The organism is Galbibacter marinus (assembly GCF_000300875.1).
GTDB lineage: Bacteria > Bacteroidota > Bacteroidia > Flavobacteriales > Flavobacteriaceae > Galbibacter > Galbibacter marinus.
This window is the reverse complement of the sequence record NZ_AMSG01000010.1, coordinates 70,503-83,351: the sequence shown is the minus strand read 5'-3', so window position 1 is coordinate 83,351 and position 12,849 is coordinate 70,503. Positions and strand designations below refer to the sequence as shown.

Annotated in this window: 13 protein-coding genes; 5 read left to right on the top strand and 8 right to left on the bottom strand. The window is 37.1% G+C overall.

The window, feature by feature from the left end:
* Positions 1 to 24 precede the first annotated feature (24 nt).
* Both I215_RS08980 and I215_RS08975 read left to right on the top strand, forming a co-directional pair.
* Positions 25 to 375, top strand: coding sequence for an arsenate reductase family protein (locus I215_RS08980; RefSeq protein WP_008991646.1), 351 nt, complete (start codon positions 25 to 27; stop codon positions 373 to 375).
* The gene (locus I215_RS08975) at positions 372 to 1,265 is read left to right on the top strand and encodes a DMT family transporter (RefSeq protein WP_008991645.1); all 894 of its coding nucleotides are present in this window, start codon (positions 372 to 374) and stop codon (positions 1,263 to 1,265) included. The genes I215_RS08980 and I215_RS08975 overlap by 4 nt, the downstream gene beginning before the upstream one ends.
* Before the next feature lies 1 nt (position 1,266).
* Here the strand turns inward: I215_RS08975 and I215_RS08970 are convergent, their stop codons facing one another.
* Positions 1,267 to 1,743, bottom strand: a complete 477-nt coding sequence (locus tag I215_RS08970; RefSeq protein WP_008991644.1) for an acyl-CoA thioesterase — start codon at positions 1,741 to 1,743, stop codon at positions 1,267 to 1,269.
* Between the two features lie 108 nt (positions 1,744 to 1,851).
* Here I215_RS08970 and I215_RS08965 point away from each other — a divergent pair, with 108 nt between their 5' ends.
* Positions 1,852 to 2,811: a YheT family hydrolase gene (locus I215_RS08965; RefSeq protein WP_008991643.1), complete on the top strand. Its 960-nt coding sequence runs from the start codon at positions 1,852 to 1,854 to the stop codon at positions 2,809 to 2,811.
* Positions 2,812 to 2,835: 24 nt separating this feature from the next.
* Here the strand turns inward: I215_RS08965 and I215_RS08960 are convergent, their stop codons facing one another.
* Positions 2,836 to 3,288 carry a DoxX family protein gene (locus tag I215_RS08960; RefSeq protein ID WP_008991642.1) on the bottom strand — a complete coding sequence of 151 codons (453 nt, stop codon included), beginning with the start codon at positions 3,286 to 3,288 and terminating at the stop codon, positions 2,836 to 2,838.
* Positions 3,289 to 3,340: 52 nt separating this feature from the next.
* Positions 3,341 to 3,907, bottom strand: a complete 567-nt coding sequence (locus tag I215_RS08955; RefSeq protein ID WP_008991641.1) for a Crp/Fnr family transcriptional regulator — start codon at positions 3,905 to 3,907, stop codon at positions 3,341 to 3,343.
* A gap of 354 nt (positions 3,908 to 4,261) precedes the next feature.
* Between I215_RS08955 and azu the strand changes: the two genes are divergently transcribed.
* On the top strand, positions 4,262 to 4,780 hold the full coding sequence (gene azu / locus I215_RS08950) for an azurin (RefSeq protein WP_051009179.1): 519 nt from the start codon (positions 4,262 to 4,264) through the stop codon (positions 4,778 to 4,780).
* A gap of 165 nt (positions 4,781 to 4,945) precedes the next feature.
* The gene (locus tag I215_RS08945; protein ID WP_008991639.1) at positions 4,946 to 5,845 is read left to right on the top strand and encodes a 3-keto-disaccharide hydrolase; all 900 of its coding nucleotides are present in this window, start codon (positions 4,946 to 4,948) and stop codon (positions 5,843 to 5,845) included.
* A gap of 6 nt (positions 5,846 to 5,851) precedes the next feature.
* On the opposite strand, the gene I215_RS08940 is transcribed toward I215_RS08945, so the two are convergent.
* From I215_RS08940 to I215_RS08920, 5 genes are all read right to left on the bottom strand, one after another.
* Positions 5,852 to 6,301 carry an SRPBCC family protein gene (locus I215_RS08940; protein ID WP_008991638.1) on the bottom strand — a complete coding sequence of 150 codons (450 nt, stop codon included), beginning with the start codon at positions 6,299 to 6,301 and terminating at the stop codon, positions 5,852 to 5,854.
* A 214-nt stretch (positions 6,302 to 6,515) separates the two neighbouring features.
* Entirely contained in the window at positions 6,516 to 7,916 is a 1,401-nt protein-coding gene (locus tag I215_RS08935) for an efflux transporter outer membrane subunit (RefSeq protein WP_156800245.1), read from the bottom strand.
* A gap of 11 nt (positions 7,917 to 7,927) precedes the next feature.
* The gene (locus tag I215_RS08930; protein WP_008991636.1) at positions 7,928 to 11,068 is read right to left on the bottom strand and encodes an efflux RND transporter permease subunit; all 3,141 of its coding nucleotides are present in this window, start codon (positions 11,066 to 11,068) and stop codon (positions 7,928 to 7,930) included.
* Between the two features lie 30 nt (positions 11,069 to 11,098).
* The gene (locus tag I215_RS08925) at positions 11,099 to 12,220 is read right to left on the bottom strand and encodes an efflux RND transporter periplasmic adaptor subunit (RefSeq protein WP_008991635.1); all 1,122 of its coding nucleotides are present in this window, start codon (positions 12,218 to 12,220) and stop codon (positions 11,099 to 11,101) included.
* Entirely contained in the window at positions 12,217 to 12,735 is a 519-nt protein-coding gene (locus I215_RS08920; RefSeq protein WP_008991634.1) for a GbsR/MarR family transcriptional regulator, read from the bottom strand. Before I215_RS08920 ends, I215_RS08925 begins: the two co-directional genes overlap by 4 nt.
* Positions 12,736 to 12,849 lie beyond the last annotated feature (114 nt).

The window sequence follows — 12,849 nt, the reverse complement described above, 5'->3', positions numbered from 1 at the left end:
TTTGTCCTAAAAGTCAAGATAACCATGAAGAAGATCTATTATTTAAGCACCTGTGATACTTGTAGACGTATTATTGATCAACTAGATTTTCCTTCAGATATCATCTTTCAGGATATTAAATCTGAACCCATAAGTGTGTCTGAATTGGAACAAATGAAGGAACTCGCCGGTTCTTATGAAGCTCTGTTTAGTAAACGCGCAAGGCTATATAAAGAACGTGATTTAAAATCCAAAGTCCTCTCAGAGCAAGATTACAAAAATCTCCTTTTAGAACATTATACATTTTTAAAAAGGCCCGTAATTATCAATCAAAATAAAATCTTTGTCGGTAACAGTGCTAAGGTTGTAGAAGCAGCTAAAGGCAGCTTTTCATGAGTAAAAGAGTTTTAGCCCTTCTCGCAGCATTTGGAGCAAGTGTCATCTACGGTATTAATCATACTGTGGCAAAAGATGTTATGCCAACCCACATTCAACCTTTTGGCTTTATCATGCTTAGAGTTAGTGGTGCGGCTATTTTGTTTTGGCTTATTAGTTTTTTTGGACCAAGAGAAAAGATCCAATCCAAGGACTGGCCCAGACTTCTGTTATGTGCCGTTTTTGGCATGGTCATCAATATGCTAATGTTCTTTAAAGGACTGAGTTTATCTACGCCAATTAACAGTTCGGTTATTGCAACGATCACTCCCATTTTTGTCTTTATACTCTCGGCAATTATGATTAGAGAAAGGATTACTGCCATACGTACAATAGGTATTTTACTTGGATTTGCAGGGGCTCTTGGTTTGATCTTTTTTAGCGAAAAGATACAACACAATGCACCTAATGTTACCTTAGGGAACATTCTTTTTATCATCAATGCTATTTCTTATGGTATTTATTTAATCGTCGTAAAACCTTTAACCATAAAGTATCATGCCTTCACGCTCATGAAATGGTTATTCACTGTAGGTGTTGTGGTAAACATCCCTTTCACCATAGGTGAATTTACAGCTGTGAAATGGACAAGTCTACCATGGGACGCCATTTGGAGAATGACCTACGTGGTTGTAGGAACCACCTTCAGCACTTATTTACTAAACATTTTTGCCCTAAAACAGCTTAAAGCTTCCACTATTGGTGCTTTTGTTTATGTGCAACCCTTAGTAGGTATCCTATTTGCCACAATGGTGGGTGCTGATAAGCTTACTTTTTTAAAGATCCTTTCGGCTGCAACTGTTTTCACTGGTGTGTATCTTGTTACCCGAGTTAAAAGGCCTGCAAATTAAATTATTGTAGATCCTTTGGTGTTTTAGTGTGTTTGCGGGTGTCTTCTTTAGTAAGAATTCTAAAACCTTCTGCACGCTCCACCTTATCAAATAACGGAAGTACATCCTCAGGCAATCCAATCAGTTTCCTTGTTTTCAAATCAATCCAGGCTCCCATAATCTCACAATGAGCGATGTTCCTACCTTTATGATCGTAGTAATTGTGATGAAATTCAAAAAACATTCCGTCTTCACTCATTCCCTTAAACTCCAAACTCACTCGAACAGGTTGACCGCTGAAAACTTCCTTGAAATAATAAATGTGCTCGTAAAAGACCACAGGTCCAATATTTGCTTTTGCTAAAAGTCGTTGGTCAAATCCACTTTCAACTAAAAATGACATTCTTGTATGGGCTGCAAATTCAACATAAGCCTTGTTAGCTAAATGTCTGTTTGCGTCCAAATCGTTCCACCTAATTTCAAATTCCTTTGTATACATGTGAATTTCTATTCTTGTTTTAGAATCTTTTATTAATTTTAAGCACTCTTATGCAAAATTAAGAAACAAATACTATGCATGCATACTATTTAAGTTATAATTCACGCTATGCCTCTTCTTAGTAGTACTTATCGTCCTCCAATTCCTTTTAGAAATGGTCATTTTTCAACTGTTTTTGCTAGTGGGATGAGAAAAATAGAAAACATTCAACTGCACAGAACTCAACTACCTACGCCCGATGGGGATTCACTTGATTTGGATTGGAGCAAAACAGCCAACACAACCAGTAGTCTTGCAATCATTGTCCATGGTCTAGAAGGTGACAGTAGTCGTCCGTATATGAGAGGAAGTGTCCGAGCATTTAATCACCATAATATTGATGCCGTTTGCTTAAATTTAAGGGGCTGTGGAGGTGGACCCAACAAACTATATACTTCATATCATTCTGGAAAATCAGATGATCTAAAAATTGTAGTGGATTCAATAGTGTCGAAAAACCACTACCAACACATCTATCTAAATGGATTTAGTCTTGGGGCTAATATAATACTAAAGTACTTAGGCGAACAGGACTATCCAGATCAAATTAAAGCAGCGGTTGCGGTATCTGCCCCTTGTGATCTCTATGGCACGATGTTAGAGTTACACAAATCCAAAAATTGGATTTACGCCTATAGATTTAAAAAAACCCTCTTAGAGAAGCTAAGACAAAAACAGCTGCTATTCCCTGATCGTATTGATATAAATGCTATTAATAGCATAAGAACATTAAAAGATTTTGATGACATCTATACCTCTAAAGCTCATGGCTTTATAGATGCTGAGGATTACTACAGAAAAAGTAGTTCCCTGCAATATTTATCTCAGATTAAAATCCCGACTCTTATTCTAAATGCTCTAAATGATTCGTTTTTATCGCCAAGTTGCTTTCCAAAAGAAATCGCAAAGAATCATCCTTTTTTGTTTTTTGAATCGCCAGCTTATGGAGGACATGTCGGATTTTTCAAGTATGGAGAATTTTATTATAATGAACAGAGAACAATTGAATTTATACAAGATTTACGGTAAGCATTTAAAAAAGGCAAATATGCTTTATCTATGGAGTACTGCAAAATAAGTCCAGGCTATAAAGAATAGCTGTAAGGGTATTCGAAACCACAGATACGCCAAACCGTTTCCATCAAATGTCGCATTTTGATAATCTAGCTCCTTTACACAAGCGTAAATATTTGCGGGGAGAACCAACAGGAGAAAAACAATTAGTACCCAAGCGGATACAACACTATAATTCTCCAGCAAAAGATCAACTGCTATCACAAGTTCTAGAATCCCTGTGAAGTAGATAACTTCCTCTCTATAAGGTATACCATCTGGCATCATTAGGGACATTCCTTTTGTAAATATGAAATGTCCTATTGCAGTAAAGACTAACATGGCAGATAGGGCTATCCTGCCAGATAAAGCAATTTCGTAATTACCTCTAATTAATTTGGTGATCAGTAAGCAGGCAATAAATACTCCGAGTAACACAAATAATGGCCTCATAATTTTTTTTACAAAGTTCAATTCTTATTTGGGACAAATCAATGAACCTAGGTTAAGAAATTCGTTTACGTATCCTGCTTAGTGCCTGTGGTGTAACCCCAATATAAGAAGCAATGTATTTTAAAAGGATCTCTTTTAATAATTGGGGTTGCTCAGCAAATAGGTTTATATATCGTTCTTGGGCTGTTTCGTTGAGCAGAGAAAGTTCTCTTTGTGATTTTTTTAGAAATAAATCTTCGCTAGCATGTCGTCCGATGGCATTCCCAATATTTGTATGTCTATAAATCTCTTGTAGGTCCTCATAGGTCAGTTGCCACAGTACTGTATTGGTCAGCGTTTCTATATAATAACTTGAAGGGGATCGTGTCAAAAAGGAATTATAACCACTAACAAAGCTATTGTGAAAGGCAAATGAGAAGGTGAGATCACTGGTCTGGTTGGCAATATAAAAACGTACGATTCCTTGTTGTATAAATGAAAGATGGTTTTCAATCTGCCCCTGCCTTAATAAAAGATGCTTTTTTTCAAACTCCCGTTGAATAAGTTTTGAAGAAAAAATTTGCCAATCTTGCTCTGTGAGTTCAAAGTTTTTTTCAAAATATTCTCGGATTTGTTCCATTTCGTTGTCTTATTTCACCATCGAATCCTTCAAAAGTATAAAAATAACTTGACTTAAAATTGAGATCTAAAGGGAAAACCAAGCTGCTACAAGGTTTAAAAAGCGAATTAAACTTATCTCCAAACTCAGCTTTTTTTTCCAATTAAATACTCATATTAAAAGCCAGCAAAAACCATTATTTTAACTCACTGACATAACATCGTTTTTTAAATCAACCTAGGTAATATACTTATGGTTATGCCCCGAATACTTCAACAAATTGTTATCCATAAATATTTGAGCAAACTTGTTTTAAAATTAGCCATCAAAATAAGAATTCAGTATCTTCGCATAGTAATAAAAATTTTAGTAAAAATGAATATCTATAGTAAGTTAATCGCATTCGTATTTGCCTTAGCCATTATAAGTTGTGGTGATGGTAAAAAAGAAAAAAAAGAAGAGAAATTTCAATATGAGCAAGAAGCTGCAGCGCCAGCTAAAGCGGCTAGTGAACAGAAATCGCAAAACGATGTTCTTATCACTGCGAATGACATGATGAAATTCAGCACCAAAGAAATTCGAGTTAAATCAGGAGAAAAGGTTACTATCACCCTAAAACATACTGGTAAACTTGATGTAAAAGTTATGGGACACAACCTTGTTATCCTTAAAAAAGGTGCTGATTTAATCGCATTCGCTACTGCTGCTGTTGAAGCAGCTGACAATGAATATATTCCTGAAGGAACTGATGATGTTCTTGCACACACAGAATTAATTGGTGGAGGTGAAACTACTACTATAGAGTTTGAAGCTCCAGAGCCTGGAACTTATGATTTCTTATGTAGCTTCCCTGGACACTTTGCAGCTATGCAAGGTAAGTTCATCGTTGAATAAAGAAAATTCATAGTTGACAAATAAAATAATTTAGCCTACCTTCGGGTGGGCTAAACTATTTTTAGATACTGCCTTAACTATTTCGAAAACTAAGAAAACTAGTATAACCACGGGAATATATATTTCCTTCCCGCTGAAATTCAGTGGATCTTACACATTTTATTTATGAGAATATATGGGATTTTAATTTTAGGATTGATTTTTTTGAGTGCTTGTAAAGAGCAAAAAACGTCCAGTAAAGCAGAAACTACTCAGGTTAAGGCCGAAACAGAAGTTCAAGTAAATTGGCAACAACTCTTTAACGGCAAGGATCTTAACGGATGGATTCCCAAGATAGCAAAGCACGAAGTTGGAGAGAACTATGCTAATACGTTCTCGGTAAAAGACGGTAAAATATTAGTAAACTACGACGGCTACAATGATGTATATGACTATCAGTATGGCCACTTATTCTATGACAAATCATTTTCTGCCTATTTTCTAGCGGTAGAATATCGATTTATTGATGAGCAAATTGCCAGTGGTGAAGGATGGGCTTGGAGAAATAGTGGTGCCATGCTACATGGACAAGATCCAAGAACTATGCTAAAAGACCAGAATTTCCCCATAAGTATAGAAGCACAATTTCTAGGAGGAAATGGAAAAGATGAGCGCACAACATCTAATCTATGTACCCCAGGAACGAATGTAGTAATGGATGGTGAGCTATTCACCCCACATTGTACCAATTCTGATTCAAAAACCTACCATGGTGATCAGTGGGTCCGAGCTACTTTCCTTGTTTTAAAAGATTCCATAGTAAAGCATATCTTAGAAGGTGAGACTGTTCTACAATACACCAAACCACAGATTGGTGGAGGAAGTGTAGAACCTTTCGACCCAGCTGTTAAACAAGACGGAAAAGCTTTAACAGAAGGTTTTATATCACTTCAAAGTGAAAGTCATCCGATTGAATTCAGAAAAGTAGAAATCGTCGATTTAGACCCTATTTATCAAGATAAAGAAAAACTGAATACTACTGTTGATGCCCTAATCGCTGCAGAAAAGGAAAAAGCTAAACAATAAAACTTTTTACATATCTGTTATTTCTGGCTCAACAAGTCGCTTTAACTTATCGAGGCATTCCTGCCAACCCAAATAACACAATTCGGCAGGAATCGCTTCAGGTATATTCGTTTGATGTATTGTTAGCTCCATTCCGCACATCACTTCCTTAAACTCCACAGTTGTTAGAATTTCACCTGGTAAGTTAGGATCGTCAAATCGATCCGTATAGGTGATGCTTTTGTTTTTGGTGATTTCTAAGAATTCACCTCCAAAACTATGGCCGTTACCAGTGGTAAAATTCTTAAAGGCCATCTTATAACTCCCTTTCTCTTTAAATTCTCTAGAATCAATTGTACATATATGACCATAAGGCGAAATCCAAGAGGAATATGCATCGTTGTCCGAGAAAGCTCTAAAGACCTTCTCAACAGATGTTGTTAAAATTCGGTGTAATCTAACACTATTGTCTGACATAAGATTTTGATTTAAAGATTTGAATACTAAATGAGTTGATACTCCAAAGATATTTAAAGCAAAGGGCAGAAAAGATGGTGCATTACGACAATTTAAAAGGGGTAATGCGCAAAAAGGAAGTTGACTTTGAAAAAAAATTATGGTTTACAATAAACCCCCGCAATTTGCGAGGGTTATATTGATCATAGAAGGAATATTTCTTTATCTGTGCATATTATTGCCATCCGCCTCCTAAGGCCTGGTAGAGATTTACAATAGCGTTTAATTGCAAGTATTTATTGTTAACTAATGCTAATTGAGAATTAAGTACATTCTCCTGGGCATTCAATACCTCAAGATAGTTAGCTAAACCTTGATTAAGTAATTCTTCCGAATATTCAGAGGCCAATCTATAGGCTTGGTACTCTTTCTCCTTTAACTCGATTTTATCCGTAGTTGCTTCATAATTATATAGAGCATCGGACACTTCTCCTCCAGCGGTAAGCAAAGCCTTTTTATAAGACAATACCGCTTGTTCTTGCTGCGCTTTAGAAACTTCATACTGGGTTCTAATTTTTCGTCCGTTCAAAACTGGCTGAACTAAACCTCCAACTAAAGTATTAAAGAATGAACTTGCATCTAACCACTTGTCAAATTCCATACTTTGGAAACCAGCAGTAGCCCCTAAGGTGATCGATGGATAGAAACTACTTCTAGCGACATTAGTTAGCTCAAAAGCATTGATCAAACCAAATTCAGCAGCTAATACATCAGGTCTATTTTGAAGTAACAAATAAGGTACTCCTGTAACCAAATCTGTAGTGATTTCTTGACCCTCAAGGATACCACGTTCAATTCCATGAGCGGGTTCTCCTAAGAGAATAGAAAACGCATTCTCTAAAATTTTAGTTTGATTCTCGATATCTATTTGAATAGACTGAGCATTGTACAAAAGTGCAGCTGTTTGTTGAACTGCCACTTCAGTTAACATCCCAGCTTCTTTCAACGCTTTGGTTGTTTCTAAACTACCTTCGCGTGTTTCAATGGTCTGCTGAGTAATCTCAAGTTGCTTATCTAAAGAAAGCAATTGATAATACATAGAAGCAATGGCAGCAACCAATTCTGTTTTTACAGCCTTGTGAGCTTCTATGCTCTGTAAGTAAGTTGCTTGAAAAGCACGTTTATTACTTCTAATTTTACCCCATATATCAGCCTCCCAAGACAGTTGAGCTGATAAATCATACTGAGTCATCGCACCACTAAAAACACTTCCGAATTGACTGTTCTCCGAATTTTCAGTACGAGTCGCAGTAGCATTTATACCTAAAGTAGGGTAATTGCCAGCCTTACCTTGTTTAAGGTATGCCTCAGTTGCAGCAATCTGCTGTAAAGCAACTCGTATATCCAAGTTGTTAGCCAGTGCAGTATCAATATGTCCTTTTAATATCGGATCATCAAACAAATCTCTCCACGATACCATTCCAAGGGAAGTACTATCGAGGGAAATCTGATCTGTTCTATATAAATTCTCGGTTTCAACCTCTGGTCGTTCGTAATTCTTAGCTACAAAACAAGATTGTAGCAAAAATGGAACCGCAAGACCAAGTAAAACTTTATATGTTTTGATTTTCATCATTGTTTAATTTATTAAGCTTCAATTTCAGTGAATGGTTCTTTTTTTGAACTTACCTTCTCTTGTAACCATTGGAACACAACAAAAAGTACAGGAATTACAAATACCCCTAAAACGGTTCCAATAAACAATCCACCAACAGCACCAGTACCGATAGATCGGTTTCCAGCAGCACCTACACCACCAGCAAGTACCAAAGGCATCAATCCTAAAATAAAGGCAAATGAGGTCATTAAGATAGGACGTAAACGAACCTTAGCCCCGTGTATGGCCGCATCGGTAAGACTTTCTCCTCTTTTGCGTCTTTGTATGGCAAACTCGACGATCAAAATCGCGTTTTTCGCCAGAAGACCAATTAACATTATCAGTGCAATTTGGAAATAAATATTGTTCTCCAAACCAGCGATCATTGTGGTGAAATAAGCACCAAACACCCCTAATGGCAGTGATAGAATCACAGCAAATGGAAGCATATAACTTTCATACTGAGCGGCGAGTAGGAAGTACACAAACACAATACTTAAAATAAAAATTAAAACCGTTTGACTTCCAGCATTAACCTCCTCACGTGTTAAACCTGAATAAGCAATATCATAGTCCGTTGAAAGGTTTGTAATTTCTTGTTCAATAATATTAATCGCATCTCCCGTACTATATCCTGGATTGGTTGCTCCAGAAACATTGGTAGAATTATACAAGTTAAAACGTGTTACCGACTGTGGTCCATAAACTCTTTTGAGAGTAATGAATTGAGTGATAGGAGCCATTTGCCCATCGCCAGTTCTTACATATAATCCATCAAGTGATTCTAAATTTGCTCTGTCCTCAGGAAGTGTTTGTAAAAACACTCGGTACTGCTTACCAAATCTAGAAAAGTCAGCTGCATAGATCCCTCCAATATACCCCTGTAAGGTGGAGAAAATCGAACTAATAGGTACTCCTAAGCTCTTAGCAACTGGAACATCAATTTCCATTTCATATTGAGGATAGTTGGTATTAAATGAGGATTGAGCGTACTGAATTTCGGGATGTTGCATAAGCGACATGATAAAATCCTGATTTACCTGATCAAGATCTGTAAATGCTCCTCCTGATCTATCCAATAAATTAAATTCAAATCCAGCAGACATACCAAATCCAGGTACACTTGGAGGCGCAAAGAAAATAATATTTGCTCCAGGTATTGTAGCCGCTACACCAAAGAGATTTTTGGTAATAGCATCAACGGAAAGTGTTTCATCTTCACGAAGGCTCCAATCATCTAATTTAATGAATCCTAAACCGTAGTTACTTCCTTGACCACCGATCAAGCTAAATCCAGTAATCAATGTTACACCATCAAGACCAGGCATGTCCTTAATCTTATTGTATAATTGATCATTTACTTGTGCCGTTCTGTCCATAGAGGACCCAGGAGGTAGCTCCACGTTAACAAACATCATTGCTCTATCTTCATTTGGAACAAACCCAGTAGGAGTGACCATTGTTGCCCAGTATATACCAGCTGCTGATGCCAATAACATCACTACCGATATCCATTTGTTTTTCACTAAGAAACCTAATGCTCTACCGTATCTTTCTGTTGTGGCATTAAAACCTCTATTAAAAGCATCATAGAAACGTTGTAAAAAGCTCTTTTTCTTTTTCTCCTCCTCTGAGTGTGTTTTTAAAAACAACGCACATAATGCAGGACTCAAAGTCAAGGCATTCACCGCTGAAATTAAAATAGCCACAATCAACGTAACCCCGAACTGTTCATAAAACACCCCAGTAGGTCCTTGAATAAAGGTCACTGGTATAAACACCGCACACATCACCAAGGTAATGGATATAATAGCTCCAGTAATCTCTCCCATGGCGCTATGAGTAGCTTCCATGGCGGTTTTTGATCCACCCTCTTCTATTTTAGCATGGACCGCTTCGACCACCACAATGGCATCATCCACCACAATACCAATAGCTAGAACTAAAGCGAACAAGGTTAATAAGTTTATCGAATAACCGAATACATTCAAAAAGAAGAATGTACCCACAATTGCCACTGGCACTGCTATGGCTGGAATTAAAGTAGACCTAAAATCTTGTAAGAAAATAAATACTACTATAAACACCAGTATAAAGGCTTCAATGAGCGTATTTATCACCTTGTCAATTGAGGCTGTTAAGAATACGTTAGTGTCATAAGGAATAAAGACATCTATTCCCTCAGGGAAAGTAGCTGACATCTCATCTAGTTTGTCCTTAATGTTTTCAATAATTTCCTGAGCATTGGATCCCTTTGTCTGGAATATACCCATACTCACACTTGGATATCCATTAGTCTTGGCACTTGAGGCATAAGAAAAAGCATCTAATTCAATCTCCGCCACATCTTTTAATTTGAGGTACTCCCCATTGCCTAAGGCCTTAATTATAATATCCTCATATTGTTTTTCAGTCTTAAATCGACCGCTATATTTAATTACATAAGAGAAAGCTTCTCCATTGTTCTCACCAAGAGAACCAGCAGCTGCTTCCAAACTCTGCTCATTAAGAGCTGCCATTACATCGGTAGGAATAAGGTTATAAGCCGCTAATTTCTCAGGCTTCAACCAAATTCTCATCGAGTAATCCTGTGAAGAAAACACCTGCACATTACCAACCCCATTAACCCTCTGAATTTCAGGAGTAACATTAATTTTTAGGTAGTTAGCCAAGAATGTCGCATCATAATTTTCATTGGTTGAATAGAACGACATAAACATAAGTGCACTCGTTTGTTGCTTTTGAGTGGTCACCCCTGTCTGAATCACCTCTTGAGGTAATAAAGGATTCGCACGAGCTACCCTGTTTTGCACGTTAACCGATGCGATATCGGCATCTGTATCTTGATCAAAATATACAGTGATTTCAGCCGTACCAGCATTGGTAGCGGTAGAAGTAATGTAGGTCATTCCTTCCACCCCATTCACTTGTTCTTCGATCGGGATAATAACACTCTCCAAAATGGTTTCAGCGTTTGCCCCTGGGTAAGTAGCAGAAACCGTAATAGTTGGTGGCGCAATATCTGGGTATTGTTCAATAGGTAGGGTAGTCACCCCTAAAACACCTAATATTACTATAATGATCGAGATCACTGTGGATAAAACAGGTCTCTCTATAAACGTTTTTATCATGTCTTACAATTTAATCGTGAGATCCTTATATTACTTAAACAAGATTTCTAGTGGCTTAACTACGCTATCGTAAGAAACTTCCTGAGGAACGATAGCCATGTTTGGTCGTAGTTTACCAACACCTTCAGATACTATAACATCACCCTCTTCGACTCCTGATTTGACAACATACAAATTATCGATTCTATCTGTAATTTCAATTACATCAGCAGAAACTGTATTATCTTCCTTCACGTGATACACTAAGATCTGACCTTGTCTTTCGAAGGTTGCCGCTTGAGGAATTACTGGGGAATCAGTATAGGTTGAAGGAATTAAAATTTTACCACTATTACCGTTGGTAACGATTAGATTGGGGTTCTCAAAAATAGCTCGAAAACTTACCGTACCAGTGCTCTGATTAACTTGACCAGTGACTGTTTGGATTTTCCCTTTCTCTTTGTATATGCTACCATTTGCTAGCTCTAGACTTACCTCAGGGAAATTGTCCAATTTATCCTGAAGTGTTTCTCCCTCGGCGTTTTGGATAAAGTCAAGGTAATCTTTTTCATTCATAGAAAAATAAGCATATACCTCACTAATATCAGAAACCGTAGTGAGCGGAGTTGGATCTGCAGGACTTACTAATGACCCTACTCGGTAAGGAATAGCTCCAACATATCCATTGATTTGACTCTTTACAGTTGCATAACCAATGTTTGCTGCAATACTGTTGTGCGTACTTTTTGCCTGAGCTAATTTAGCCTTAGCAGTTTCAAGTTGTACATTACTAACAATTCCTTTCTCAACAAGAGGTCCTAATCTATCAACTTCAACCTGAGCCGCATTAACGGTTGCTTTAGCAGCCTCGGCTTCTTGAGATAAGGATGCTGTTTCAAGTCTAAAAAGTGTTTGGCCAGCTCGGACTTTCTCGCCCTCATCGACCAACACCTCTTTTATATAACCAGATACTTTAGCACGAATATCACTATTGACAATACCTTCTATGCTCGCCGGATAACTACTGTGTCCAGCAACCTGTTTAGATCCTACTTTCACTACTGGAAAAGGTAAGGCCTGTTGTGCTGCACCTTGTTGTTCTTTTCCGCCGCAAGCACCAAGAGTTAATGCTATTGCTATGGAGAATAATTTTAAATTCAATTTTGCCCTCATTTTTGTTCCTGATTGATGGTTATTAATATATTATTTTTAAGTTTTTTCAAGCTTTCAATCATACTTTCTAAAAACTCAATATAATGGGTAGAAAATCCCATTTCTCGTTGTTGTTCTTCCTTTGTTAATGAACAATTTTCAAATTGTAACTTCTTATACTCTAGAACCTTCATGTGAAGTACCTTCTCACGCTCCCATGAGGCTACTTTATCATCCAATCGGTTCACCATGTTGTGTTCGGCAATCTTAAAATAACGCCTTCGATCTCCTGATTTAGTATAGTATCCAACCCTTCCCATAGTTTGTAATAATTGAAGATTAGTGGATACAGAACTCTTGCTCACCTCTAATTCTTCGACAATTTCATCGAAGGTGGCTCCAGAATTCCCTGTCAGGGCAAGAAATGCAAATATTCTTGAAGATAATGGTGAGAGTACATCTTGACTTTCAAAATACACGCCCATCTCCTCAATTAACTGCTTTTTAATTTTTAATAATTCCAATGGATTTGCCATAACTAAATTTAACGAGCACAAAAGTACACTTAGTTCGGTTTTAACCGAACTAATCAAAGTTAATAATTTGTTAATTAAAAGTTAATCGCCTTATCACATTGCTAATCAAATAGT